Annotated in this window: 25 protein-coding genes; 10 read left to right on the forward strand and 15 right to left on the reverse strand. The window is 61.5% G+C overall.

What is annotated here, in order from left to right; translation table 11 throughout:
• Positions 1-555: a hypothetical protein gene (locus PSH76_RS15575; protein ID WP_014718107.1), complete on the forward strand. Its 555-nt coding sequence runs from the start codon at positions 1-3 to the stop codon at positions 553-555.
• 550 nt (positions 556-1105) lie between these two features.
• On the opposite strand, the gene PSH76_RS15580 is transcribed toward PSH76_RS15575, so the two are convergent.
• From PSH76_RS15580 to PSH76_RS15605, 6 genes are all read right to left on the reverse strand, one after another.
• Entirely contained in the window at positions 1106-1825 is a 720-nt protein-coding gene (locus tag PSH76_RS15580; RefSeq protein ID WP_305492512.1) for an alpha/beta hydrolase, read from the reverse strand.
• A 10-nt stretch (positions 1826-1835) separates the two neighbouring features.
• Entirely contained in the window at positions 1836-2591 is a 756-nt protein-coding gene (gene cobF / locus PSH76_RS15585) for a precorrin-6A synthase (deacetylating) (protein WP_305492513.1), read from the reverse strand.
• A 45-nt stretch (positions 2592-2636) separates the two neighbouring features.
• Positions 2637-3191 carry a histidine phosphatase family protein gene (locus tag PSH76_RS15590; protein WP_305492514.1) on the reverse strand — a complete coding sequence of 185 codons (555 nt, stop codon included), beginning with the start codon at positions 3189-3191 and terminating at the stop codon, positions 2637-2639.
• A gap of 151 nt (positions 3192-3342) precedes the next feature.
• The gene (locus PSH76_RS15595) at positions 3343-4662 is read right to left on the reverse strand and encodes an MFS transporter (RefSeq protein ID WP_032892261.1); all 1320 of its coding nucleotides are present in this window, start codon (positions 4660-4662) and stop codon (positions 3343-3345) included.
• A gap of 33 nt (positions 4663-4695) precedes the next feature.
• A complete protein-coding gene (locus PSH76_RS15600) occupies positions 4696-6225 on the reverse strand; it encodes a class I adenylate-forming enzyme family protein (RefSeq protein WP_305492515.1) in 1530 nt (509 codons plus the stop codon).
• Between the two features lie 3 nt (positions 6226-6228).
• Positions 6229-7407: an acetyl-CoA acetyltransferase gene (locus PSH76_RS15605; protein ID WP_032892263.1), complete on the reverse strand. Its 1179-nt coding sequence runs from the start codon at positions 7405-7407 to the stop codon at positions 6229-6231.
• A gap of 130 nt (positions 7408-7537) precedes the next feature.
• Between PSH76_RS15605 and PSH76_RS15610 the strand changes: the two genes are divergently transcribed.
• The 5 genes from PSH76_RS15610 to PSH76_RS15630 all read left to right on the forward strand — a co-directional run bounded on the left by PSH76_RS15610 (position 7538) and on the right by PSH76_RS15630 (position 13783).
• Positions 7538-8110 (forward strand): LuxR C-terminal-related transcriptional regulator, encoded by a 573-nt coding sequence (locus PSH76_RS15610; protein WP_003190613.1) that lies wholly within the window; start codon positions 7538-7540, stop codon positions 8108-8110.
• 360 nt (positions 8111-8470) lie between these two features.
• Positions 8471-10023, forward strand: a protein-coding gene (locus PSH76_RS15615) for an IS3 family transposase (RefSeq protein WP_305492516.1) whose coding sequence is annotated in 2 segments (ribosomal slippage) — positions 8471-8933 and positions 8933-10023 — 1554 coding nt in all. Because the reading frame shifts where the segments join, the coding sequence is not laid out codon by codon here.
• A 563-nt stretch (positions 10024-10586) separates the two neighbouring features.
• Positions 10587-11483: a VOC family protein gene (locus PSH76_RS15620; RefSeq protein ID WP_305492517.1), complete on the forward strand. Its 897-nt coding sequence runs from the start codon at positions 10587-10589 to the stop codon at positions 11481-11483.
• Positions 11480-12871 carry an alginate export family protein gene (locus tag PSH76_RS15625; RefSeq protein ID WP_305492518.1) on the forward strand — a complete coding sequence of 464 codons (1392 nt, stop codon included), beginning with the start codon at positions 11480-11482 and terminating at the stop codon, positions 12869-12871. The genes PSH76_RS15620 and PSH76_RS15625 overlap by 4 nt, the downstream gene beginning before the upstream one ends.
• Positions 12872-12964: 93 nt before the next feature.
• Entirely contained in the window at positions 12965-13783 is an 819-nt protein-coding gene (locus PSH76_RS15630) for an alpha/beta fold hydrolase (protein ID WP_305492519.1), read from the forward strand.
• Between the two features lie 147 nt (positions 13784-13930).
• Here the strand turns inward: PSH76_RS15630 and PSH76_RS15635 are convergent, their stop codons facing one another.
• The gene (locus PSH76_RS15635) at positions 13931-14317 is read right to left on the reverse strand and encodes a DoxX family protein (protein ID WP_056784285.1); all 387 of its coding nucleotides are present in this window, start codon (positions 14315-14317) and stop codon (positions 13931-13933) included.
• 183 nt (positions 14318-14500) lie between these two features.
• Between PSH76_RS15635 and PSH76_RS15640 the strand changes: the two genes are divergently transcribed.
• Positions 14501-15499 carry an NAD(P)H-quinone oxidoreductase gene (locus PSH76_RS15640; protein WP_305492520.1) on the forward strand — a complete coding sequence of 333 codons (999 nt, stop codon included), beginning with the start codon at positions 14501-14503 and terminating at the stop codon, positions 15497-15499.
• A gap of 42 nt (positions 15500-15541) precedes the next feature.
• Here PSH76_RS15640 and PSH76_RS15645 read toward each other — a convergent pair whose 3' ends face one another.
• The 3 genes from PSH76_RS15645 to PSH76_RS15655 form a co-directional block, all read right to left on the reverse strand.
• The gene (locus tag PSH76_RS15645; RefSeq protein ID WP_138763162.1) at positions 15542-16669 is read right to left on the reverse strand and encodes an alkene reductase; all 1128 of its coding nucleotides are present in this window, start codon (positions 16667-16669) and stop codon (positions 15542-15544) included.
• Positions 16670-16747: 78 nt separating this feature from the next.
• Positions 16748-17425, reverse strand: coding sequence for a type 1 glutamine amidotransferase domain-containing protein (locus tag PSH76_RS15650; RefSeq protein ID WP_098951893.1), 678 nt, complete (start codon positions 17423-17425; stop codon positions 16748-16750).
• On the reverse strand, positions 17422-18051 hold the full coding sequence (locus PSH76_RS15655; protein ID WP_305492521.1) for a TetR/AcrR family transcriptional regulator: 630 nt from the start codon (positions 18049-18051) through the stop codon (positions 17422-17424). Before PSH76_RS15655 ends, PSH76_RS15650 begins: the two co-directional genes overlap by 4 nt.
• Before the next feature lie 173 nt (positions 18052-18224).
• Between PSH76_RS15655 and PSH76_RS15660 the strand changes: the two genes are divergently transcribed.
• A complete protein-coding gene (locus PSH76_RS15660; protein WP_305492522.1) occupies positions 18225-19163 on the forward strand; it encodes a GlxA family transcriptional regulator in 939 nt (312 codons plus the stop codon).
• Between the two features lie 413 nt (positions 19164-19576).
• Positions 19577-20878, forward strand: coding sequence for an IS4 family transposase (locus PSH76_RS15665; protein WP_305494468.1), 1302 nt, complete (start codon positions 19577-19579; stop codon positions 20876-20878).
• A 344-nt stretch (positions 20879-21222) separates the two neighbouring features.
• Here the strand turns inward: PSH76_RS15665 and PSH76_RS15670 are convergent, their stop codons facing one another.
• Positions 21223-21861 (reverse strand): GNAT family N-acetyltransferase, encoded by a 639-nt coding sequence (locus tag PSH76_RS15670; protein WP_305492523.1) that lies wholly within the window; start codon positions 21859-21861, stop codon positions 21223-21225.
• A 48-nt stretch (positions 21862-21909) separates the two neighbouring features.
• Here PSH76_RS15670 and PSH76_RS15675 point away from each other — a divergent pair, with 48 nt between their 5' ends.
• Positions 21910-22782, forward strand: coding sequence for an undecaprenyl-diphosphate phosphatase (locus tag PSH76_RS15675; protein WP_032892275.1), 873 nt, complete (start codon positions 21910-21912; stop codon positions 22780-22782).
• Between the two features lie 120 nt (positions 22783-22902).
• On the opposite strand, the gene PSH76_RS15680 is transcribed toward PSH76_RS15675, so the two are convergent.
• The 4 genes from PSH76_RS15680 to PSH76_RS15695 are packed head-to-tail and all read right to left on the reverse strand — an operon-like array spanning position 22903 to position 26334.
• Positions 22903-23718 (reverse strand): sugar phosphate isomerase/epimerase, encoded by an 816-nt coding sequence (locus tag PSH76_RS15680; RefSeq protein ID WP_278918751.1) that lies wholly within the window; start codon positions 23716-23718, stop codon positions 22903-22905.
• A 2-nt stretch (positions 23719-23720) separates the two neighbouring features.
• Positions 23721-24920, reverse strand: a complete 1200-nt coding sequence (locus PSH76_RS15685) for an NAD(P)/FAD-dependent oxidoreductase (protein WP_305492524.1) — start codon at positions 24918-24920, stop codon at positions 23721-23723.
• Complete coding sequence (locus PSH76_RS15690) at positions 24917-25243, reverse strand: MocE family 2Fe-2S type ferredoxin (protein ID WP_305492525.1); 327 nt, start codon at positions 25241-25243, stop codon at positions 24917-24919. Before PSH76_RS15690 ends, PSH76_RS15685 begins: the two co-directional genes overlap by 4 nt.
• Positions 25240-26334, reverse strand: a complete 1095-nt coding sequence (locus PSH76_RS15695) for a fatty acid desaturase family protein (protein WP_305492526.1) — start codon at positions 26332-26334, stop codon at positions 25240-25242. The genes PSH76_RS15690 and PSH76_RS15695 overlap by 4 nt, the downstream gene beginning before the upstream one ends.
• Between the last annotated feature and the right edge of the window lie 52 nt (positions 26335-26386).

Here is a 26386-nt window from a genome sequence, read left to right on the forward strand (position 1 = left end):
ATGGCCACGTTCACCAAGACCGCAATGCTGCTGGCCCTCGCGCTCACCGCCGGCAGCGTGTTCGCTGCTGCCAAGCCCACCACCCAGACCATCTCCACCTTGGGTGGCAAGTTCACCTTCAAACTGCCCAAGGCCTACAGCGCCGACACCCTGCCCTCCGGCACCGCGCAAGACGGCACCGCTGACACCCAAGGCACCTTGTACGCCAACTCAACGACGAAAAGTGTGGTGATCGTCGCCGAAACCGTGCGCAACGACGGGGCAACGATCCAGGATAACGACCCGCAGTTCCTCGACGGCGCCGTGGCCGATTTCGTCAAGGACCAGAGCGCTGCCCTGCCTGACTTCAAGAAACTGGGCGAGAAGAAACTCACCTACAAGGGTTTGGGCCTGCGCCAAGTGGACAGCAGCGCTACCCAAGGTGGTGGCAAGACCTTGAACTCCACATTCCTGGGTGGTTCAGGCAACCATCTGCTGGTGATTCAGGCCATTTCGCGGGCGGATGATGTGAAGGGGCATGCACAGTTGGTGAAGCAGATTACAGGCGGCAAGTAACCCCCCTCTTCCCGCCCACACAAAACCCATGTGGGAGCGGGCTTGCCCGCGATGGCCATAGGTATCTACACAACTGTGCAGTTCGCCGCAGCCACCGGTAACCACGATGCGAAGCGAGCCGCTCTTGATCTTGATCTGCTTTTGATCTCAGGCGCCCCGTCAAACCACGCTGGCCGGAATTCGACAGGGATTTGGGGGGTAAACCGGCAGGGATGCCGGTTTAGCCGCCCCGCGCCATGGATGGCGCGTGGCGGCGGCCCCCCAAATCACTGGCGGATTACGGGCACACCGAGCCTAGGCGAGGTGCCAAGTGGTGGGGCGAGGACCTTTTGGTTACTTTTGGGTCCTTCCAAAAGTGACCCGCTGTCAGAGCGGAACCCTAAGTAGCCGTTACCGCAGCAATGGATATGTACCCAATCCAACTGTGTTGACTGCCAGGCCGCCTTCGCGAGCAAGCCCGCACAGTTTGATCGCGGGGTGTCAGGTAGATAGCCGTAGGCTGGGAGGCCGCCATCGCAGGCAAGCCAGCTCCCACATTTTTAACCGCATTTCACTTCAGGCTTTTCTCAAGCCAGGCTTTCAAGTCCTGCACCTCTGCTTCGCTGATGGTGTGATTCATCCCCGGGTACTCATGAAACTCCGGCTTGAGCCCCAACCCCGCCAGCACCTCGTTCGCCTGCGTGGCCGAGCTAAAGGGCAACGCCTGATCCAAAGTGCCATGGCCAATAAAGATCGCCAGCTTGCCCATCGCCGCATCCGGTTTCAGCGCAGACCTGAGCACCGGTAGCACGCTGCCACTGAGCGCAGCGATACCGCGTACCAACTCGGGTTCACGCAAGGCCACCTCGTAAGACATGATCGCGCCCTGGCTGAACCCCACCAAGAACACCCGATCACTTTGGGTGTGGTACTTGGCGGTGGCCTTGAGCACAAAGTCCTTGATCAGCCGGGCGCTGCTGAACAGTTCGTCGGTCTCGCCGTTGTACTCAGGCTCATCGGTCTTGGTAAACCAGCGATAACCCTGCGGTTCCACCGGCAGCGGCGCACGCACCGAAAGATAAGTCCAGGTGGACGGCAACGCGTCTTTGATATCAAACAGGTCTTGCTCGTTGCTGCCAAAACCATGCAGGAAGATCACCAGTGGCTGGTTGCGCGCATCGCCCTGGGTCTGTTCCAGGTAGGACAACGGCAAGTCTGTGTGCAAGCCGCTATCGGCATGAGCGGCGCCGGCCACCAGGGCCAGGAGGGCGAAGGCAAGCTGTTTGAGCATCGGGTTTACCTCAGGGTTTACGCAACAAATAGGTGTCCATGATCCAGCCGTTTTCCAGGCGCGCCGCCTTGCGCACCCGTTCGATCTCTTCTGCCACCTGCGCCACTTTACCGCTGATCAGGATCTCGTCCGGCGTGCCCAGGTAAGCGCCCCAGTAAATATCCAGGTCCTGATCCGCCACGCTGCGGTAGGAGTCTTCGGCGTCGAGCATCACCACCAGGGTATCGGCATCACTCGCCTGCCCCGCCGCCAACCGGCGCCCAGTGGTGATCTCGATGGACTTGCCGATACGGTTGAGCGGCACCTTATGCTGCGCCGCCAGGGCCTGCACGCTGGTGATACCGGGGATCACTTCAAATTCGAAGACACAACGGCCACTGGCAAGAATCGCCTGCAAGATGCGAATGGTGCTGTCGTACAGCGCCGGATCGCCCCAGGCCAAAAACGCCCCCACTTCGCCGTCGGCCATTTCTTCGTTGATCATGCGCTCGAAGGTCTGCTGCTTATCGCGGTTGAGATCTTGCACGGCGGTGGTGTAGTCGATTTCACCGCGCACCCGCTCCGGGCAGTCGGCCTCGACAAAACGGTAGCCGGGCTTGGTGATATAGGTCTCGCAGATTTCCCGACGCAGGTCGATCAGCTTGTCCTTGCTCTGGCCCTTGTCCATCAGGAAGAACACGTCGGTACGGTTCAGCGCCTTCACGGCCTGCATCGTGATGTAGTCAGGGTTGCCGGCGCCGATGCCGATGATCAGGATGCGTTTCATGGGGAGCTCTCAGTACGGGGCGTGGATTTTGCCATGTTCCGGGAATCAGGCGGAAGTTTCCAGGCGCAGGCGCCATACACCGTTGAAGCGTAGCTCGGTGGCCGAGAGGGGTTCGACGTCGATCCGATAGAACATCGAGACAGGCAACTGCATGACGTACAGCATCGCCGCACGGATGACGAACGGGTGGGTCACGGCGATGACATGGCCGGGGTGGGTTTCGAGGGATTTGAGCCATTGGCCAACCCGCCTGCACAACTGATCCACCGACTCGCCGCCGTGGGCTGCGCTGGTGCTGTCGGTGGCCCAGGTGTTCAAGGTTTCGCTGTCGAGTTGGCCGATGCGCTGGCCTTTCCATGCACCCACATCAAGGTCGCATAAGGCGGGGTCGACCTGGGCGTTATCGCCGAACAAGCCCGCGCTCTGGCGGGTTCTGGCCTCGGGGCCGCACAGCAGGCGTGCCGGTTGTTTGTAGCGGCCAGCCAGGGACAAGGCCGCGCCCTGCCAGTCCATCGTGACGGACTCGTCATCCGCAAAGCGCCCTTGCTTTTGCAGGGGCGTGAGGGCGTGGCAGATCAGGGTCAAGCGGGTGGCCGGCATGGCGATTCTCTTGTAGGAGCGAGCTTGCTCGCGAAGAACGTCAACGATAACGCGTGTTGCCTGAGTAAACGCGGCGCCTTTGAGTTTTTCGCGAGCAAGCTCGCTCCTACAGGGAGTTGGGGCAAGTTCCGTTCCACAGGGTGTTCGTGAATCAGGCCAACGCAGTATTGGCAGGCACGGCCGTGGAGTGAGCGCTGGCGACAAAATCTTCCTTGCGCAATACCACCAACGCCAGCAACGACACCACCCCGGTCGCCACGTAGAAATACCACGGCGAGGTAATGTCTCCCGTCACCTTGATCAACCAGGTGGAAATCAACGGCGCACTGCCGCCAAACACCGCCACTGGCACGTTATAGGCCACCGCAATCCCGGTGGAACGAATGCGCGTGGGCAGCAGTTCGCTCATCAGCGCATAGGTCGACGACGCATACAGCCCGAACAAAATCGCCACCGCCATCAACGGCGCGAAGAAGGTCGCCGGGGTGGCGGTCGGGGCGGATTTGAACAGCCAGAACATCGCCAGGGTCGCCAGTGTGCCGATCACCATCAGGAACGGCTTGCGCCCGTATTTATCGGTAAAGGCTCCGCCAAACGGCATCACAAAAGCTGCCGAGAAACTGGCGACGAACACGTACAGCAAGGTGGTGCCGCTGTCGAATTTGAGGATCTTGGCCATGTAGGTCGAGGCGAAGGTCAGCACCAGGTAGAAGATCGAGCTGTGCAAGGTGATGATAAAGAACACCAAGGCAATCGCGCGCTTCCACTGCCAGACCTCACGCAGCGGCGCGCGAGAAGTTTGCCCGGCGCGTTGCAAGGCGAGGAACTCGGGGCTGTCTTCGAGCTTGAGGCGAATATACATGGAGATAAAGCCCAGGGGCGCGGCAATCAGGAACGGTACGCGCCAGGCCCATTCCTGCATAACCTCGGCGCCCAGCACCCAGGTCATGCCATTGGCCACGGCGCCACCGAGCAGCAGGCCGAGCACGGCGGTGACCATCAGCCAGCAGGTGGCAAAACCGCGGCGCCCGGGGCCGGCGTATTCGGAGATGAAGCTGGTGACGGTGCCGATTTCACCGCCCGCCGAGAAGCCCTGCACACAGCGCACCAGAATCAACAGGATCGGTGCGGCGATGCCCAGGCTGGCGTAGGTCGGCAACAGGCCCAGCATCACCGTGGAGCCGGTCATCATCACCAGCGCCATGATCAGGGTTTTGCGCCGGCCGATCTTGTCTGCCAGCGGGCCGAAGAACAGCCCACCCAAGGGGCGGATAAAGAAGCTCAGCGCAAACGCGGCAAAGCTGGCCAACAGGCTGGTGGTGGGGTCATCGGAGACGAAGAACGCCTGGCCGATATAGACCGCGAGAAAGCCATACACGCCGTAGTCGTACCACTCGATCAAATGGCCGGAGGTGGCACCGAGAAACGCACGGCGGCGCTTGCGGACGGTGTCTTGTGCGGGATTGCCCATCGTGGGGACTCCTTGTCTGATTATCGATCCATGTTAAAGCGCGGCGATACTCGCGGTTTGCAGCCAATGCCGCAAGTCGGTCTTGAGAATCTTGCCGTAGCTGTTCTTGGGCAAGTCGCTGCGCCACACATATTTTTTCGGCTTTTTGAACGAGGCCATGCGCGCCAGGAACCACGCGGTGAGTTCGCCTTCGTCCAGGGGCTGGCCGCTGCGGGTCACCACGAAGGCCACCACCGACTCACCCCATTGCGCGTCGGGCTCGCCCACCACGCACACTTCGAACACCTCGGGATGCTGGGCCAGCACTTCCTCGACTTCACGGGGGTACACGTTGCTGCCGCCACTGATGATCACGTCCTTGGAGCGGTCCGTGAGGGTCAGGTAGCCGGCCGGGTCGAGGTAGCCGATGTCACCGGTCAGCAGCCAACCGTCCACCAGCGTCTGGCGCGTGGCCTGCGGGTTGCGCCAGTAGCCTTGCATCACCGTGGCGCCACGCACCGCGATTTCGCCACGCTGGCCGGTGGGCAGTGGCTGGCGTTCGGCATCGAGAATGCGGATTTCCACACAGGCTTGCGCGTGGCCCACCGAGGCGGCCAGGTTGGCCCAGTCGGGACGCTGGCGCTCGGCGATCAAGGCGCGGGGCAAGACGCTGATGGTCATCGGGCTCTCGCCCTGGCCGTAGATCTGCACCAGGCGCGGGCCGAAGGTGTCGACCGCTTCACGCAGGTCGGCCAGGTACATGGGGCCGCCGCCGTAGACGATGGTCTTGATGCCAGCGCCGTGATAATCCTGACGCCGCGCCTGCTCCACCATGCGCTTGACCATGGTCGGCGCGGCAAACAGCGACACATCGCCCATCTGCTCTGCCAGCCCGAACAGCTCGGCAGCATCGAAGCCATGGGAGGCCGGCACTACATGGCGGGCGCCACAGCGCACATGGATGAAGTTGTACAGGCCGGCGCCGTGGGACATGGGCGCGGCATACAGCGCCGCATCGTCGGCACTCACCGCGTCGACATCCGTGGCGTAGCACAGCGACATGGCGATCAGGTTGCCGTGGGACAGCATCACGCCCTTGGAGCGCCCGGTAGTACCGGAGGTGTAGAACAGCCAGGCGAGGTCGTAATCCTGGCGGGGCACCGGCTGTTCCAGGGTCGGCCAACCATGACTGGGCGGCAGCGGGTGGCCGTCCAGTTCCGTGCAACGCGCGGGCAGATCCCGCGAAGAAAACACCTGGCCGCCGTCGGTAAAGATCAACCGCGCCTCGGCGTTATCGGCAATCCACGCCGCTTCGCTGGGGTGCAGCTTGGCGTTGATCGGCACCGCCACCCCGCCCATCCACCAGATGGCGTAGAGCAGTTCCAGGTAGTCGCAGCTGTTTTTCATCAGCAGCGCCACCGCATCCCCCGGCACCAGGCCATGCTGCTCCACCAGCTGCGCGGCGCGTTGGCGCACGTGGGCGGCGAAGGTGGCGTAGTCGGCCACTAGCACGCTGCCGTCGAACAAAGCCGGGCGTTGCGGGGCCCGGCGCTGGGTGTCGTGCAGCCAGTTGGCAATGTTCATGGCTCAGCTCCGGCGTGCCTGCAGGACCGAGGCGTAGTTGGCCACCGCCATGCCGCCCATGTTGAACACCAGGCCGAACTCCGGGTTGGGCACCGCCAGGCCAATCGGCTCGCCGGTCAATTGCCGGAACGCCAGGGCATGCATGGACACCCCCGTGGCGCCAACGGGGTGCCCCTTGGCCTTGAGCCCGCCGGAAAGGTTGACCGGCAAGCGCCCGCCGGCGCGCACCACGCCGCTGTCGAGCACGCGATGCCCTTCGCCCTTGGGCGCCAGGCCCATGGCTTCGTAGATCAGCAACTCGGCAATGGTGAAGCAGTCGTGCACCTCGGCGAAACTCAGATCAGCCAGGGTCACATTCGCCCCGCGCAGCGCTGCGTGGATCGCGCGTTGCGGGCCTTCAAAGGCCAGGATGTCGCGCTGGGCGATGGGCAAGGTGTCGTTGACCTGGGTCATCGCGCGGATTTGCACCTCACGACGAAACGCCCGCGCACGTTTGGGCGAGGCGAGGATGATCGCAGCGGCGCCGTCGCTGATCAGCGAGCAATCGGTCAGGCGCAGGGAGTCGGCCACGAACGGATTGCTTTGGGACACGTTGTTGCAGTGCTCGAAATTCATCTCCCGATGCATCTGCGCCAGCGGGTTGGCCATGGCGTTGGAGTGGTTTTTGGTGGCGATGGCCGCCATCGAGCCCAGCGGGCAGTGGTAACGCTCGGCGTATTGGCGCGCAGCGCGGCCGAACAACTGGGGGAAACTCAGGCCGGCTTCGGCCGGGTCGTTCTGGTAACCGGCCCCGGCCAAGGCTTGGGTGACCGCAGCGGTGCTGGTGTGGGTCATCTTCTCGGCGCCCACCACCAGCACCAGCTCAGCACTGCCGGAGAGGATCGCATTGACCCCCGCCTGAATCGCCGCCGAGCCGGACGCACAGGCGTTTTCACAGCGGGTGGCGGGTTTGAAGCGCAGCCCGGGGTCGGCTTGCAATAGCAATGAGGCGGCAAACCCGTCGGGCACCAGCCCCGAGTTGAAATGGCCGAGGAACAACGCATCGATTTGCGACGCGTCAATCTCAGCGTCGCTCAAGGCTTCCTGGGTAACCTGGACGATCAGGTCTTCGAGCGTCGTGCCTTCCAGGCGACCAAAACGGGAGTGACCAGCGGCAACAATGGAGACGCAATCAGCAGGCATAATCAATTTCTTCTGTTCTTGATTCGGACTTTACTTACAATGACCCACCCCTGATCGTGCGCCAATTCGTGTAACTACTTACACGGGTAAGTAGCGCCCCAGGGCATTGAACAACGAGGCAGGATGCCCCATGACCGCGCTAGCCCAGCAATTCCCCGACCTCGAACGCCTGGCGTTCAAGCTGTCCCCTGCCCCGCAGATCGTCACCAGCGACCGCGTGATACTCGACTGCAACGACGCTTTCCTGAAGCTGTTCGGCTATACCCGCGACGCGCTGGTCAACCAGCTGACCCTGCTGATCTACCCGTCCCAGGCCGACTACCACGCCATCGGCAAGCGCAGCCATGACTGGCTGCTCGACAGCGACAACGGCTTTTATTCCGATGAACGCTTCATGCAGCACCACAACGGCGAAGTGTTCTGGGCCAAGTCCCACGGCTACACCCTCACCCCCAAAGACCCGTTCAAATTGATGATCTGGCACTTCGAACGCCTGGACCGCATGCACCAGGGCACCGGCGACCTCACGCCCCGTGAGCGGGAAATCGCCATGCACATCGTCAACGGCTTCAAATCCAAGGAAATCGCCCTGCGCCTGGCGATCTCCCACCGCACCGTGGAAGTGCACCGGGCGCGGCTGATGAAGAAACTGCAGGCCAAGACGGTGGTGGAATTGGTGTCGAAGATCATTATGGTGGCCTGACAGATAACGGCTGTTTAACTGATGCGCCGCGATCCAAATGTGTGGGCATCCCCAATTTCTGTAGGAGCGAGCTTGCTCGCGAAAAACGTCAACAATAACGCGTGTTTGCTGAATGAACGCGGCGCCTGTAAGTTTTTCGCGAGCAAGCTCGCTCCTACAAAAAAGCCTTAACTGACTGGCATTATGGCTTTCCTGCGAAAGCGTTAGCGCAGTAGATGCACAACTTGCAGGTTGCACACTCCACAGTAACCACGATGCGAAGCGAGCCGCTTTTGATCTTGATCTGCTCCCCCGGTGTCAGGGTAGTTGTCGTGTCCCCCGCTTTTTGAAAAGCATTCCGGGGGCGGCAAGAGTATGGTCATGCCTTTCTATTCAGAAGAACGTAAAGCTGCGCTGCTGAAAATGATGCTTCCGCCCCTGAGCCTCTCGGCGGCGGAGGTCGCTCGGCGCGAAGGTTGTAGCGATATGTCTCTCCATTATTGGCGCAAACAAGCTGCCGCCAGAGGAACGCAATTGTCCGATGCCAAGCAACCGGCCGAAAATTGGTCAGCCGAATCCAAGCTGGCGATCATCATAGAAACAGGTTCGCTATCGGAACTGGAAATCGGTGAGTACTGCCGACGAAAAGGTATTTTTCCCGAGCAAATAACCGATTGGCGCAACGCTTTTATCGCCGGCAGCACGAAACAGTCAACCGCGAAAACTGCAAGCTCCGGACAGTCACGGGATGATAAAAATCGTATCCGTGAACTTGAACGTGAGTTGCGCCGCAAAGATGCAGCCCTGGCTGAAACAGCGGCCTTACTGGTACTACGAAAAAAGCTCAATGCCTACTGGGGGAGCGACGACGAGGCCACCTGACCTTGTTGCCAGAACGGTATTTACTCGTTGATTGGCTTAATGAAGCCATTCTGGCGGGCGCCCGCAGGGCGCCTGCTTGTCAGGAGGTAGGCATTTCACTGAGGACGCTGCAACGCTGGAGCTTGCCGCAAGAACTCTTGGCAGATGGACGCACGACGACGCTCAGGCCGATACCGAACAACGCGCTCAGTGAGCTTGAGCGACAAGGCATCGTGACGCTGTGCAACAGCAAAGCTTATGCGCACCTCCCGCCAAGCCAGATCGTGCCGCAATTGGCCGATGAAGGAAGATATGTAGCCTCGGAGGCGACTTTTTATCGTGTGCTGCATGCGGCAGGTCAGCAGCATCACCGATCCAGAGCCAAGCGACCGCATCGCCATGAGGCACCGACCACTTACGCAGCGACTTCAGCTAATCAGGTGTGGTCATGGGACATCACCTACTTGCCGTCCCCGGTTCGCGGGAAATTTTACTACCTCTATCTGATCGAAGACATATACAGCCGAAAAGCCGTGGGCTGGGAAGTTTATGAAGCCGAGAGCGGGGAAAAGGCGGCAGCGTTGCTGCAACGAAGCGTGACTCAGGAGAAGTGTTGGCGCCAGCCGCTGGTGCTTCACTCGGACAATGGTGCACCAATGAAATCGGTGACGTTACTGACCAAGATGTATGACCTGGGCATCACGCCGTCTCGCGGTCGACCACGGGTTAGCAACGACAACCCGTACTCGGAATCACTGTTCAGGACACTGAAATACTGCCCGCAGTGGCCACAGGCAGGGTTTACCAGCCTGGATGATGCGCGTATCTGGGTGAGGAATTTTATGACCTGGTACAACACCGTGCACCGTCATAGCCGGATCCGCTTCGTAACACCGGCTCAACGTCATGAAGGAAAAGACCGAGAAATCTTGGCTCGTCGAGATGCGATATACCGGCAGGCCAGAGAGAAAAGACCGGAACGATGGTCAGGAGAGACACGCAACTGGAACCCTATCGGGACGGTGTATCTGAACCCCGAAAAGGAGCTGACCGTGGTAATAAAAATCGCGTAGCGCGACGGTGGACGCGACAACTACCTTGAAAAACGCCGTGCTTGTGATCTTGATCTTAAGCGCCCCGTTAAACCACGCTGGCCGAACGCAGGCTTGAATTCGTGGGTAACCCGGCAGGACGCCGGGTTAGCCGCCCCGCGCCATGGATGGCGCGTGGCGGCGGCCCACGGATTCAAGCCTGCGTTCGGGCACACCGAGCCTAAGCGAGGTGCCGAGTGGTGGGGCAAGAGCGTTTTGCTTACTTTTGCGCTGTTCAAAAGTGAGCCGCCGTCAGGGCGGAACCCTAAGTGGCCGTTACCGCAGGAATGGATATGAACGCAATCCAACTGCGTCGGCTGGCAGGCCGTCATCGCAGGCAAGCCAGCTCCCACAATTGGATCGTGGGGTGTCAGGCAGAGGCAAGTGAACTCTCACATTTGGGTTGAGGGGCGTCAGGTAGATAGGCGCAGGCTGCCTGGGCCGCGTAGCTGAAACGTTCAACCGAGCACGTCCATACAATTCCCCACCGCCCTGCCCCCCTAACCTCACCGCTTTCAAACCCTCATAAGCGCTGGAGAACGGGCATGGGCAACACAACAACCAAGGTATCGCTGGCATTGACGCTGCTGGCAAGTGCGATGATGAACAGCGCGTTCGCCGCCACCCCAAGCGTGGCCGTGGCGCCGCAGTACGACACCAGCCATGTGTATGTGGCACCGGCCGATGTGGACCGTTTTGCCCAGAGTTTCCTTGCCACCTTCGGCGGCAAAAGCACGCCCCAGGTCGTGGTCAACGTGCTGCCAGTGCCGAGCAGCACCACCTCGCAACTGCTGCAGACCCCGGCGGGCACCGTGTCGTTGTTCGGCTTTACCACCCCCGTGCCTCACCCCTTCGGCCAGGAACGCAACGGCTATCTGGTCAAGGACATGGACGTGGCCCTCAAGGCCGCACGGGAAAATGGCGCCGACGTGATCGTCAGCGATTTCCCCGACCCCATCGGCCGTGACGCCGTGGTGCAATGGCCGGGCGGTGTGAACATGCAGCTCTACTGGCACACCAAGACCCCGGATTACGCCGCCTTCGAGACCGTGCCGGAAAACCGTGTGTATGTGTCCAACGACAGCGCCGAGCGGTTTATCAAGGCGTTCCTGGGGTTCTCCCACGGCAAGGTGTTGAGCGACGACAAGCACGCCCCAGGGGTTGATGTCGGCCAAGCCGGCGGCCACTACCGCCGCGTCGAGATTGAATCGCCGTTTGGGCGCATGGCGGTGCTGATCACCAACGGCCAACTGCCCTACCCGTTCGGCCACGACACCACCGGTTATCAGGTCAACGACCTGGCCGCCACCCTGGGCAAGGCCACTGGCTCTGGCGCCACAGTGCTGGTGCCGGCGTTCGACAGCAAAGGTCGGCGCAGTGCCTTGGTGGAGTTCCCAGGCGGTTATGTCGCAGAAATCCACCAACTCAGCGCGGCAAAATGATGCGTCACGCAGGCTGGAGCCTGGCTGTGCTGTGGCCGTTGCTTGCTGGCAGCGTGCAGGCCAACGACCAGCCGGTTCGTCCGGCGATCAAGGCCAACCGTTGGCAGGAAGACTGGTCCGTGCTCAAGGACCCGGCCTTGCGCACGCAACCGCTGGACAACCTCAAGTACATCCCGTTGTCCGCGGCCAACCCGTTCACCTACCTGTCGTTGGGCGCCACCTTGCGTGAACGCTTCGAGATGAACGACGCCAGCGGGTTCGGCGTGCGCGATGTACCGCGTGACCGCTACCTGATCCAGCGTTTTCAGGTGCACGCCGACTTGCACCTGAACGAACACTGGCGGCTGTTCACCCAGTTGGAAGATGTGCGGGCCTATGACAAGACCACGATTGGCGGTGCCGACCAGAACCGCGTCGACCTGCGCCTGGCCTTTGCCGAATACGTGAAGACCTTCAACGCCGGCACCTTCAAGGCACGGGCTGGCCGCCAGGATTTCGCTTTTGACTTGCAGCGTTTCATCTCGTCACGGGACGGCCCGAATGTGCGGCAGTCCTTCGATGCGTTGTGGGCGGACTGGGAAACGCCGCAATGGCGCTTTATCGGGATCGCCAGCCAACCGGTGCAGTACCAGGATGGTCGGCATTTCGACGACAAGTCCAACAGCGACGCGCGCTTCCACATGCTACGGGTCGAGCGGCTGGTGGGCGGTACCAATGAGCTGTCGGCCTATTACGGCGTGTACGAGCGCAGCGCCGCCCATTACCTGGACGCCGACGGCGACGAAACCCGCCAGTTGCTGGACGCCCGCCTCGGCGGCGCAGCCCAGGGGTTCGACTGGGACGTCGAAGCCATGCTGCAACGCGGCTCGGTGGGCAGCAAGACGATTCGCGCCTGGGCCGGTGGCAGCCGCACCGGCTACACCTTTGACACGCTGGCGTGGAAGCCGCGTATCGGCCTGCAACTGGATATCGCCTCCGGTGACCGCAAGGCCGGTGACGGCCGGGTCGGCACCTTCAATCCGCTGTTCCCCAATGGCTATTACTTTTCCCTGGCGGGTTATACCGGCTACAGCAACCTGATCCACGTCAAGCCGTCGATCACCGTCAAGCCCATTGCCAAGCTCAGCGTGCAAACCGCTGTCGGCCTGCTGTGGCGGCAAACCACCGCAGACGCCGTCTACACCCAGCCCAACCTGGCCGTGGCTGGCACCGCGGGCCAAGGTGAGCGCTGGACCGGCGCCTATGGGCAACTGCGCACTGACTACGCCTTTACCCCCAACCTCAGCGGTGCGGTCGAGGCGGTGCACTACGCGGTCGGCCAGACCCTGCGTGATGCCGGTGGGCACGACAGCAACTACCTGGGCATGGAGCTCAAGTTCAGTTGGTGAGACAAGCACACCCATACAAGCCTGGGCCCAGGTTTACGGCAATAGTGAGGCGGTTTTTTCACCGCCCTTTTTCAGCCCTGCAAGGAGTTTCAGATGAGCACATTCGTTGCCAAAGACGGTACCCAGATCTACTTCAAGGACTGGGGCAGCGGTAAGCCCGTGCTGTTCAGCCACGGCTGGCCGCTGGATGCGGACATGTGGGAATACCAGATGGAATACCTGAGCAGCCGTGGCTTTCGCACCATCGCGTTCGACCGTCGTGGCTTTGGCCGCTCGGACCAACCATGGACCGGTAACGACTACGACACCTTCGCTGACGATATCGCCCAGTTGATCGAACACCTGGACCTGCAGGACGTGACCCTGGTGGGCTTCTCCATGGGTGGCGGTGACGTGGCGCGCTACATCGCCCGCCACGGCAGTGCCCGTGTCGCCGGCCTGGTGTTGCTGGGCGCGGTCACGCCGATCTTCGGCCAGCAAGCCGATTATTCCCAAGGCGTGCCTGGCGAGGTGTTCGATGGTATCAAGGCCGGCCTGTTGAAGGATCGTGCGCAATTCATCAGCGACTTCAACACGCCGTTCTTCGGTCTGAATAAAGGCCAGCACGTCTCGGAGGGTGTGCTCAGCCAAACCCTGCAGATCGCCATGCTCGCGTCGCTCAAATCCACCGTGGATTGCGTCACCGCGTTCTCGCAAACCGACTTCCGCCCGGACATGGCCAAGATCGACGTGCCGACCCTGGTGATCCATGGCGACGGCGACCAGATCGTGCCGTTCGACACCACCGGCAAAGTCGCGGCGCAGATGATCGAGGGCGCGCAATTGAAGGTGTACAAGGATGCGCCGCACGGGTTTGCCGTGACCCACGCTCAACAGCTCAACGAAGACCTGCTGGGGTTCCTGAACCGCTGATACCTCGATGCACTTGTAGGAGCGAGCTTGCTCGCGAAGAACCTCAACGATAACGCGGGCATTCTGTATGCACGCGGCGCCTGTGAGTTTTTCGCGAGCAAGCTCGCTCCTACAGAAGGCAAAAGGCCGGGTTCACCCGGCCTTTTTTCAGGCAAAGCGCTGGCTCAACACCAGCCGCCCCGGCCCTGCGATCAGCACGCTGGTGAAGATGATCAGCAGCAGCCAACCGAACTGCCCTTCGAACAGCGTCCACTCCGGGTGCACCACCAGCAACGCAATCACCAGCACCGCCAGGATCGGCAGACACGCCAGGCGCACCAGCACGCCCGCGATGATCAGCAATGGACACAGCACCTCGGCGAAAATCGCCAGCAGCAAGGTGATAGACGCGCCCAGGTGAAACGGGTCTTCGATCAGCTTCAGTTGTTCGCTGTAGTGCAGCAACTTGGGCAACCCATGCACCCACAGCAAGAACAATGCCCCGCTGACCCGCAGAAACAACAGCCCGATATCCTGATTTCTTGCTTGGTTCATATGCCACCTATTTGCGTCGAAAATGACCGGCAGCCAGTGTGTCCAACGCCGCGGCTCTGCACTTGCAGGCTTGTGCTGAAATCCTGCGTTTGCATTGCCCAAAGAACCCGGCATGATCTTGCTGAACTGCCGACCCCGCGCTACGGTCCCAACCCATACGCTCATCGCTACAGGAACTTTTCCATGACGCTCCCCCAAGAAATGACCCTGATCGAAATCACCACCCCTGGCGGGCCCGAGGTCTTGCAGCCACGCAGCGCCGACGTACCGGTGGCCGGGCCGGGCGAGATTCTGATTCGCGTACACGCCGCCGGGGTCAACCGCCCAGACGCCTTGCAACGCGCGGGCAAATACCCGATGAAGCCCGGCATGAGCCCGATTCCGGGGTTGGAAGTGGCCGGTGAAGTGGTGGCGCTGGGTGATGGCGTCACCGAGTACAGCCTGGGCGACAAGGTCTGTGCCCTGACCAATGGCGGCGGCTATGCGCAGTATTGCGCGGTGCCGGCCAGCCAGGCGCTGCCGATCCCGGCGGGCATGGACTGGATTCAGGCCGCTGCCGTGCCGGAAACGTTTTTTACGGTGTGGGCCAACCTGTTCGGCCTCGGCGGTGCCCATAAAGGCCAGCGCGTCTTGATCCACGGCGGCACCAGCGGTATCGGCACCACCGCGTTGATGCTCTGCCAGGAGTTCGGCATCCAGGCGTTCGCCACGGCCGGCAGTGCTGACAAATGCGCAGCGATTGCCAAGCTCGGCGCCGAGCCGATCAACTACCGCGAACAGGACTTTGCCGAGGTCATCGCCAAACAGACCGATGGCAAAGGCGTCAACGTGATCCTCGACATCATGGGTGCCTCGTACCTGAACAATAACCTCAAGGCCCTGGGCATGGACGGCCACCTGGTGATCCTCGGTTTCCTCGGTGGCGCCAAGGCCAACGACGTCGACCTGCTGACCATCCTCGGCAAACGCGCGGTGATCACCGGCTCACTGCTGCGCGCCCGCACCCGCGAAGAAAAGGCAGAGATTGCCGAGCAACTGCGCGAACACGTGTGGCCGGTACTCAGTGCCGGGCGTTGCCTGCCGATGATCGACCAGGTCTACGCCTACACCGACGCCGCCCAGGCCCATGCGCGGATGGAAGGTGGGGACCATATCGGCAAGATTGTGTTGCGGGTGGACTGAGGCATTTTTGATGTGCAGAGGGGTTGCAAGCCCCCTCCCACACTAGTGTTGGGCATACACCGGATAATCCACATACCCCGCCTCTGTCCCGCCATACAAGCCTTCGGCCTTCAACGCATTCAACGGCCAGCCATTGAACAGCCGCTGGGGCAAGTCCGGGTTGGCGATGAAGGGCCGCCCGAAGGCAATCAAGTCTGCCAACCCGGCCTCTACCAAGCGTGCACCGCGCTCGGCGGTGTAGCGGCCGGCATAGATGATCCTGCCGCTGAAGGTGCGGCGTACGGCCTGGCGGAATGTTTCGGGCAGGTCGGGCGCATTGTCCCAATCGGCTTCGGCGATGGACACATAGGCGATGCCCGACGCTTCCAGCACTTTGATCGCTTCGATATAGGTATGGTGCGGGTCTTCCTCCACCAGGCCGATGTAGACCCGGTCCTGGTCGGTGCCACTGAACAGCGGCGAAAAGCGCACGCCCAGGCGCTCCGGCCCCACCACCTTGCACACCGCTTCGACGATCTCGCGCAGCAAGCGCAGGCGATTGTCCAGCGAGCCGCCGTACTCATCTTCACGAGTGTTGGAATGGGCTGAGATGAACTGGTTGACCAGGTAGCCGTTGGCCGCGTGGATTTCCACACCGTCGAACCCGGCGTCCAGGGCATTGCGTGCAGCCTGGGCGTAGTGCCCTACCAGTTCTTCGATTTCCAGCGTGGTCAAGGCACGGGGTACCGGTGGCTCTACCAGTTCACCCACACCCGGCCCGGTTTCAATGAAGGCCTTGGCTTGCACCGCCGCCAGCGCAGACGGGCCCACCGGCGCACCACCGTCAGGTTGCAGCGCGTTGTGGGACACCCGCCCCACGTGCCATAGCTGGGCAAAGATCACCCCACCCTCGGCATGCACCGCTGCGGTGACTTTGCGCCAACCCTGGATTTGCGCCGGTGTATGAATGCCCGGCGTCCACGCATAGCCCTGGCCACGGGGTTCGATCTGCGTACCCTCGCTGACCATGAACCCGGCACTGGCCCGCTGACGGTAATACTCGGCCATCAGGTCGGTGGCGATATTACCCGGCTGGGCGCTGCGCTGGCGGGTCAGCGGCGGCAGTACGACACGGTTGTTCAAGCGGTGATGCCCCAGCTTGATCGGGGTGTTCAGGATGCAGTCAGGCACGGCGATATTCCACATTCAGGACGAACGAAAACCGTGGCGACTCCAGGGAGTCGCCACCGTGTAGATTGGTTGATTAACTTAAGCGCAGAGTGTCAGCAGGGCCTTGGCCACTTCGCTGGAGCTGCCTGGGTTTTGCCCAGTCACCAGCAAGCCATCGACGAGGACGAAGGATTGCCAGTCAGCGCCCTTCTCATACCGGCCGCCCAATTTTTTGAATTCGTCTTCAATCAGGAACGGCACGACCTCAGTCAACTGCACGGCGGCCTCTTCCGAGTTGGAGAACCCGGTGACGCGGCGGCCTTTGATCAACGGCTCACCGTTGACCGCCTTGACGTGACGCAAGGCACCCGGTGCATGGCACACAAAGCCGATGGGCTTGCCGGCCCGCTCGAAGGCTTCGATCAGCGCGATGGACACCGGCGACTCCGCCAGGTCCCACAACGGGCCGTGGCCGCCTGGGTAGAACACGGTGTCGAAGTCGGCGGCGTTGACCGAGTCCAGCTTCACGGTGGTCGCCAAGGCTTGCTGCGCGGCCGGGTCTTTGGCGAAGCGTTCGGTCTGCTCGGTTTGCGCATCCGGTTCATCGCTTTTAGGGTCCAGCGGCGGCTGGCCGCCGGCCGGGGAAGCCAACACCACCTCGGCGCCAGCGTCCTTGAACGCGTAATAAGGTGCGGCGAATTCTTCGAGCCAGAAGCCGGTCTTGCGCCCGGTATCGCCAAGCTGGTCGTGAGAGGTCAGTACCATTAATACTTTCATTTTCCAGTGCCTCGATCGGTGTGAATAACAGGGTTTTCAGGGCCGCCCAACAGCTGTTGAGTCAGCAGCAGCGCCTCAGCGAACGGCGCGGTGGTACGGGTGATCTTGCCCATGACGCTGGTTCCCAACCATAGCGCATACAAGCGCCTGGCCAGGCTTTCGGGGGCCTGCTCGAACCTGAGCGAGCCGTCTTCGACGCCGCGTTGCAAGGCCACGGCAAGCAAGTCGATGGTGCGCGAAGTGCCGCGCTGCAGCGCCAGCCGCATGGGTTCTGACAGGTCGGAGACTTCCGCCCCAAGCTTCACGGCCAGGCATTTGCCGGTGTCGGTGCAGCCGGTGTGATTGTCGATCCAGCCTTGCCAATAGCGCATCAGCTTGGCGTGGTGGGTGGAGCCCGGCTGATCGAACAACTGCTGCATGCCCTCGACGTAGTGGTCGAAATAGGTATCGAGTAACACCACGCCAAAGGCATCTTTGGAGTTGAAGTAGTGATAAAACGAGCCCTTGGGCACTTGCGCGGCTTGCAGGATTTCGTTCAAGCCCACCGCCGAAAACCCCTTGGCGCCGACAATGGATTGCGCCCGTTCCAGAATCGCTTGCCGCGCACTGCTGCTTGCGTTGCTCATGCTTGCCCCTCTGCGATTAGACCAGTCGTCTAGTGCGTTGGGCTCATGTTAGGCAGCGCGGCATTGGCTCACAATGTCATATCCGCAAGGATTTCGGACATGCACGAAAGCCGGTTGCCGTTTGCCCGGCACACGCCGACAATCGCCTCTCCCCCGCCCCTTGGAGAGATGCAATGCACAGCGTTGCGCTGATGGTTTACCCGAATTTCCAGTCGTTGAGCCTCAGCCTGGGCTCGGTGTTCGAGTGCGCCAACCTGCTGCGCGGCGAGCCGGCCTATGAGTTTCACCTGGTGTCGGAAAGCGGCGGCGCGGTGATGACCTCCCAGGGCTTTTCGGTGAACACCAGTGCGCTGCGGCCAGAGGGCTATGACACGTTGATTGTCAGTGGCTACCTGGAGTTTCGCCTGCCGGAGGCCAACCTGCTGGAGATGGTCAAGGCCGCGTCCGCGCAGTCGCGGCGGGTGGCGTCGTTATGCATGGGCATTTTTGTGCTGGCCGAGGCTGGGCTGCTGGCTGGCAAGCGCACCACCACCCACTGGATCCATGCGCCGGCATTTCGCAAGCGCTACCCGGATATCCGCCTGGAAGAAGACAAGTTGTTCATTGTCGACGGCCAGGTGTGGACCGGTGCGGGCATGAGCGCCGGGGTCGACCTGGCGCTGGCGATGGTGGAGGACGATCTGGGCAGCGACCTGGCCCGGCGTATTGCGCGCAAGCTGGTGATTGCCCAGCGCCGTGGCAGCGAGCAGTCGCAATTGTCGGCCTTGCTGGAACTGGACCCCAAGTCCGACCGCGTGCAGCTGGCCCTGGCTTACGCTCGCGAGAATCTCACTCAGGATTTATCCGTGGAGGCCCTGGCCGACGTTGCCCGGTTAAGCCCGCGCCAGTTCAGCCAGGTGTTTCGCGAAGAAACCGGGCAGACCCCGGCCAAAGCTATCGAAGCTCTGCGGGTGGAAGCTGCGCGGGCGATGATGGAAATCAGCCGGCACCCGGTGGAGGTGGTGGCGCGCGAAACCGGGTTTGGTGATCGCGAGCGCATGCGCCAGGCGTTTCTCAGGGCGTTCGGGCAGCCGCCTCAGGCGATGCAGCAGGTGCTGTTCAACCCGGGCTAGGCCCGTGACGGCCTGACAGCCGGTGCCTATCTACCTGAAGTGCCATGATCCAACTGTGGGAGCTGGCTTGCCTGCGATGGCGGCCTACCAGCCAACGCCTATCTACCTGACACCCCGCAATCCAAATGTGGGAGCGGGCTTGCTCGCGAAGGCGGCCTACCAGCCAACGCCTATCTACCTGACACCCCGCAATCCAATTGTGGGAGCGGGCTTGCTCGCGAAGGCGGCCTGGCAGGCGACGCAGTTGAATTGGGTACATATCCATTGCTGCGGTAACGGCCACTTAGGGTTCCGCTCTGACAGCCATCCCTTTCAAGGTCTTCGGTAAAATCCCCTGAAATTTCATTCAGGGATCCCAAACGATGTGGGCCGATGTTCTAGCGCGTTTCGAGAAAAAAGCACCTGCCAGCGTTATGGCCAAATTGGCGCTGGAACAAGCTATTGCCCCTGAGTGGGTCGATCAGGTCTTCGAAGAACATCGGCAACGGCAGTATTCTCGTGAACTACTGTTCTCGACCATAATCAAGCTGATGTCCCTTGTTTCATTGGGCTTGAAGCCATCCCTGCACGCCGCTGCGCGGCAACTGGAAGATCTCCCTGTCAGCTTGGCGGCGCTCTACGACAAAATCAGTCGTACTGAACCCGCGCTATTGCGCGCTCTGGTCACCGGTAGTGCGCAACGACTGACTCCAACCATCAAAGAACTGGGCTGCACGACGATGCTGCCGGACTGGCAGGTTCGCGTGGTAGACGGCAATCACCTGGCATCCACTGAGAAGCGTCTGGGGGCTTTACGCCAGGAGCGAGGTGCGGCTCGTCCCGGTTTTTCGGTAGTGGTCTACGATCCTGATCTCGATCAGGTCATCGACCTTCAGGCATGTGAGGATGCCTACGCCAGCGAGCGCGTTTGCGTGTTGCCTCTGTTGGCTAATGCTGAACCGGGCCAGGTGTGGCTGGCTGACCGACTCTACTGCACGCTTCCGGTAATGGAAGCTTGTGAGCAGGTCCAGACGTCCTTTGTCATTCGCCAGCAAGCCAAACATCCACGCCTGATTCAAGAGGGTGAGTGGCAAGAATCCGTGCCTGTGGAAACAGGCTCTGTGCGTGAGCAGATCATCCAGGTCAGAGGCGGTTACCAATGTCGGCGCGTCGAACTGACGCTTCATTCGCCAACAGACTCGGGTGACAGCAGCTTGATGTTCTGGAGCAACCTGCCTGAAAGCGTCAGCGCTGAGCAGATCGCGCAACTCTATCGCCGCCGCTGGAGCATTGAAGGTATGTTCCAGCGACTGGAAGCGATCCTGGAAAGTGAAATCGAAACTCTCGGCAGCCCAAAGGCCGCCTTGCTCGGGTTCACTACGGCAGTGTTGGCCTACAACGTCCTGGCCGTACTCAAGCGAAGCGTGGAGCAAGCCCATCGGGAGACCCAGCCTGATGGCTGGGAAGCCTCGATCTATCACTTGGCGGTCCAGGTCAGGAGTGGTTATGAGGGAATGCAGATTGCACTGCCCTCGGAATATCTTCCCGCCATCCCTGTGGAAAAGTTGGCCCAGCGTTTGTTGGAGCTGGCCAGAAACATCCACCCCAAACAAGTTGCGAAAAGTCCCCGCGGCCCCAAGGTGCCTAAACCCAAGACATGGGTGCAAGGCAAGGCGGTGAATGCGCATGTTTCAACGGACAGGGTAATCAAGGCTGCCAAAACGAAAAGACCTTGAAAGGGCTGGCTCTGACAGCGGGTCACTTTTGGAAAAGAGCCCCAAAAGTAACCAAAAGGGCTCTTGCCCCACCACTCGGCACCTCGCCTAGGCTCGGTGTGCCCGAACACAGGCTTGAATCCGTGGGCCGCCGCCACGCGCCATCCATGGCGCGGGGCGGCTAACCCGGCGTCCTGCCGGGTTACCCACGAATTCAAGCCTGCGTTCGGCCAGCGTGGTTTAACGGGGCGCTTGAGATCAAGATCAAGAGCAGATCAAGAGCGGCTCGCTTCGCATCGTGGTTACGGTTGGTCGCTACAGCGTTGTTTAGATATCTATGCTCATCGAGAGAAAGCCCCCGCCCGTCAATGCAACGAAGCCCGGGTAATCAGGTAGTTCACCAACTGTGGTTCATCGTCCAGTTCAATGCTCTGCACCGGGCGCGGCAGGTTGTCCAGCACGGTGCGCCAGAATGCCTGGGACACTTCGTCCTGATCATAGAAACGCACCAGCCAATTGTGCTCGCCGCTGCACAGCACCTGGCTGGCGATGGCGCGGCCGATGCCTTTGCGGCGGTAGCGCTTGAGGATGAACAGGTCGGCCAGTTCCAGGGCGTCGATGCCCGGTAGTTCGCTGCCTTCGATCAACAGGAAACCGGCGATGTAGCCGTCTACCAGCAGCAGGTTGGCGCTCCATTGCGGGTCGCTCCAGTAGCGGGTCAGGTGTTCGTCGTGGATGTAGAAACGCCCATCGGCTTCGACATCTTCCTGTTCCCAGTCCGAAGACTCGTAGGCGTAGTACTGGTAAAGATTGCGGATCAGTTCGGCTTCTTCGGGGCCGGTCTGGATCAATTCGACGGTGGTTTCAGGCATGGGGCTCTCGGTGGAAAAACGCAGGGCGCCATTGTTCACAAAAGTGCCGCCCACGCCAATGGCCTGGCGAATCCTTTCTATTGGCTGAACCGATTGCAAATAGCGGTTGCCCTGGCCGAAATCCTGAAACATTTAGAATAAACTTCGCCGGTTTCTCCCTATTGCTCAAGGACACGTATTTTGACCAACGTCTGTACCGCCGGCCTGGATGTGGGCTTTGCCTCCCTGGATTACCTGCAGATTTTTATCCTGGGCGTGATCCAGGGCATCACCGAACTGCTGCCGGTGTCGTCCACCGCCCATATGCGCGTGGTGCCCGCCCTGCTCGGCTGGCAAGACCCCGGGTCGGCGTTTTCTGCGGCCATGCAATTGGCGGCGTTGGCGGCGGTGGTCAGTTATTTCTGGCGCGATGTGCGCCAGGTGACCACGGGCAGTATCAGTGCCGTGCGCCGGGGCGACTACAACGACCGCTGGTTCAAGCTGGCCGTGGCGATTGTGCTGGCAACCGTCCCGATTGGCATTGCGGGGCTGGCGTTGTCGTCGACCTTGAATGCCTGCAACTCACCTTTGCGCGGGCTGATGGTGATCGGCATTTCCTGCCTGGTGATGGCGGTATTGCTGGCGCTGGCTGAAGTACGCGCCCGCCATACCCGCGACGTAAGCCAGATGCGTTTGCGCGATGCGCTGATCGTGGGGGTTGCACAGATTGGCGCGTTGATACCCGGCGTATCGCGTTCGGGCTCCACGTTGACCGCGGCGCTGTTCCTGAATTTCAAACGCGAAGAAGCGGCGCGGTTTTCCTTCCTGCTGGGTTTGCCGGCCATCGCGCTGGCCGGTTTGAAAGAGCTGTGGGTGCTGCTGCGCGCCGACCTGCCCGCCCACGCCTGGCCGCATTTGATGTTCGGGCTGGTGGTGGCCAGCGTCTCGGCGTTCTTTGCCATCTGGGGCCTGATGAAGTTCCTGGAGCGTTTCTCCACCTGGCCGTTCGTGATCTACCGCGCGCTGCTGGGAGTGTTTTTGATCGTGGCCGTCAGCACCGGCCTGCTTACCTGACCCTTGTAGGAGCGAGCTCGCTTGCGAAAAACGCCCAGGCGCCGCGCTCATCCAGAAAGACCGCGTTATCGGTGACGTTTTTCGCGAGCAAGCTCGCTCCTACAGGGTATTAGCCGCCCCTCAGTGACAACTGGCCCACACTTGGCGAATCAGCGCTTGGAGCTTCAGCGCCTCGGCCCAGCGATCGGTGAGCTCGCGGCCATCCGCGTCGGTGATCGCATAAGGTGGCGGGCCCAGTTCGCAGGTGAAGGACAGGCTCTGGGGTGTCTCGGCGCGGGCCAGCCAGTCTTCGATCCCGTAGCGCCACCAACCGGTAAAGCGCTCCACCCACGGCTGATGCTGGGGAAAATCCAGGCCCACCTGTACCTGTTCGCTGCTGGCGATGCGGCCATGAAAGCCCCAGCTGTGGCGCAGGATGGTGCGTATATGTTCGTCGTCTTCCACACTGCCGGGCTCGGGCAACTCGCGGCCAACCACGTAGTGGGACAGGTCAGCGAGCAGTTTCAGATCGGGCATCTGTGCCAGCAGGTCGAGGGTGAACAGCAGGTCGTTAGTGAGCCGATAGCGATGGGTTTCCAGCAAAATCTGGAAGTCCACCTGTTCGGCCAGCCGTTGCCAGCCTTCGATCAAACTGGCCGCCTCGGCCTGGGTACGTGGGCGCACATCGGCTTGCAAGGTGAGGTGATGACAGCCGTAGCGGCTGATCACCTCTAGGGCTGCGGCCAAATCATCCACCGATTGCGGGAACAGCTGCCCTTCAATCTGCAAGCCCCTGGCCGTGGCCGCCGCGTGCAGGCGTTGCACCGATGCTGGCGCCCAGTAATGGTCGGTGATGCCGTCAAAACCGGCGGCAGCGATTCGATCCAGTTGCGCTTCGAGACTGCCGGGCTCGGTTTGCATGGCCCACATCGATTGGAATACTAAGAACTGGCGCATGGTCAGCCTCGCAATAACAGCTTCAGGGATAATTCAGGGTCGGCCAGGCTGGCCGGGTCGAGCGGGATGCGGGCAGTGATCAAGCGCTCGCACAGTTTGATGTCCTTGGCTGCGCGGTTACCTATGGCCCAACCGCAGGCACCTTGCAAACGGTGATGGTCGTCAAGGTAGAACAGCAGCAGGCCGCCTTCGGGCAATTGCCGGCGAACTATCAGTGCAGTCATCACCCCGACGGTGTGCAAGCCCCACGCGTATTGATCGGACCAGAAACCCGGGATCGTCTCGAACGCCAGCTTGCGCCCCAGCAGGTTCAACGCCGCGAGACGGCCCTGGGCTTCGGCGTTGCGCCAGGTTTCTTGCCGTTGATAAAGGCCCGCCAGGCGAAACTCGCACACATCCCCCGCCGCGTAGATATCCGCCGCACTGGTGCGCAGGTGCGCGTCGACGCGAATGCCCTGCCCGACGTCCAAGCCCGCCGCTGCGGCCAACTCGATGTTGGGCTGCATGCCAATGCCGACTACCACCAGGTCGCAGGGCAGCCGTTGCCCGTCGACCAGTTGCACGGCGTCGGCATGGATGCATTCCAGGGCAACGTTCAAACGCACGTCCACACCCTGCTCACGGTGCAATGCCAGTAGCGCGTCACTGATCACCGACGGCAACACCAGCCCTGCCAGCCGTGGCCCGGCTTCCAGCAGCGTCACCTCGCAGCCCAGGCCCCGTGCGGTCGCCGCCACTTCCAAGCCGATAAATCCACCGCCGACTACCACCAGCCGAGCGCCAGAGCGCAGGCGATCGCGCAGGGCCAAGGCTTCGTCGTGGGTGCGCAGGTAAAATACATTCGCCTGCGCCTGGGGCAAACGTCGCGCCCGGCCTCCGGTGGCCAGCAGCAGGCCGGCATAGCTCAACCATTGGCCGTCGGCCAATTGCAACCGGTGGTGCTGTGGCTCCAGGCGGCTGACCGGGTTGGCGGCGATATGCTCGACCTCGAGCGCCGCCAACTGCTGGCTGTCGCACAGGCTGCATTGCGCCAGGTCGGTCGAGCCTTGCAGCAAGCCCTTGGACAACGGTGGACGTTCGTAGGGCAGATGCGCTTCATCGCCGATCAGGATCAAGCGCCCGCTGTAGCCTTCTTCACGCAGGGTCAGTGCCGCACGGCCACCGGCATGGCCGGCGCCAACGATGATCAGGGGGGCGTTCATCCTTCGGCCGTGACGGCGAGCAGTACTCGCCCCGCATCCACCCGCACCGGGTAGGTCTTCAGATTAACGCACACCGGCGCGCCCAAGGCCTTGCCAGAGCGGTAATCAAAGCGCCCGTTGTGCTTGGGGCACTCGATCACATGCTCCATCACCAGGCCGTCGGCCAGGTGGATTTTCTCGTGGGTGCACAGGCCGGCGGTGGCGAAGAATTCGTTATCGGCAGAACGGAATACCGCGTAGGTCTGCGCGCCATGATCGAAGCGCAGCACGTCTTCTGCTTCTATTTCGCCCACGGCGCAGACGTCGATCCATTGATCGTTCATGCATTTATCTCCAATGACTGGCTTTCACTCTGTGGCGAGCGAGCTTGCTCCCCACGGGTGGGGCGCTGGACGAAATAGCTGGGGTCGCTGCGCTGGCGCCAGATCGTCGGAATGATTTCCTGGTAGGCCTGCCACAGGTTGGCATACGGCGGTGGGCAGTCGCTGCGGATCTCTTCGTGCAGTTGGCTGAGCGCGTGGTACGGCACCATCGGGTACATGTGATGCTCGAGGTGGTAGTTCATGTTCATGTAGATAAAGCGCAGCACGCGGTTCATGTAGATGGTGCGGCAATTGCTGCGGTGGTCGAGCACATCTTCGGCCAAGCCCACGTGCTGGCTGAGGCCAAACAGGTAGCCGAGCCACGCGCCATAGAGGCTGGGCAGGCCCACCAGCATCAGCGGCAACCAGCTGTGCAGGTACAGCGCAGTGCCAATGATCACAGCGTAAAGACCGACCCAGATACGCGCATCTCGGTACACCTTGGGCCACTCGGATTCGGGGATGAAGTCGCGCTCCTGGGCACTCATCCGCCCGAGCGCATGGCGGGCCACGCCGCTGAAGGTCTTCCAGGCCAGGGGCAGGTTGAACAGGCTGAGGGCCATCATCCATAAGCTGGGCGGGCGCGGTTCGACGATCTCCGGGTCGCGGCCGACGACGATGGTGTCGGTGTGATGGCGGGCATGGCTCCAGCGCCACACGTGGGGTTCGAAGAGGCACATGAAGCTCGCCACCTGGTACAGCGCATCGTTCATCCAGCGGGTCTTGAACGCCGTGCCGTGGCCGGTTTCGTGCCAGCGCGGGTTGGAGGCCGTGCCATAGAGCACACCGTAGGCGATGAAGAATGGCACGCAGGCCCAACTGCCCCAGAACCAGTAGCCGCCGACGCCGGTGACCAACAACGCCGAGAACCACAGGGCGGTGTCGAGCAACGCCGGAGCGTCGCGGCGTTGCATCAGAGCTTTCATGCGATTGCGCGGGATGGGCGACTGGTACCAACGGGCCGAGACCAGGCCCTTGTCGGCGGCGCGGGCCGCTTCGGGGCCGGTGAGGCTGTAGTCGCGCCGAGCGCGGTGAGCGGTGTGTTCAGGCATTGTTATTGTTCTCCGCAAGCGTGGGTTTCAGGGGCTTTGCGAAACCAACCAT

Origin of the sequence: Pseudomonas sp. FP215 (assembly GCF_030687795.1) — a bacterium.
GTDB classification, from domain to species: Bacteria; Pseudomonadota; Gammaproteobacteria; order Pseudomonadales; family Pseudomonadaceae; genus Aquipseudomonas; species Aquipseudomonas salmasensis.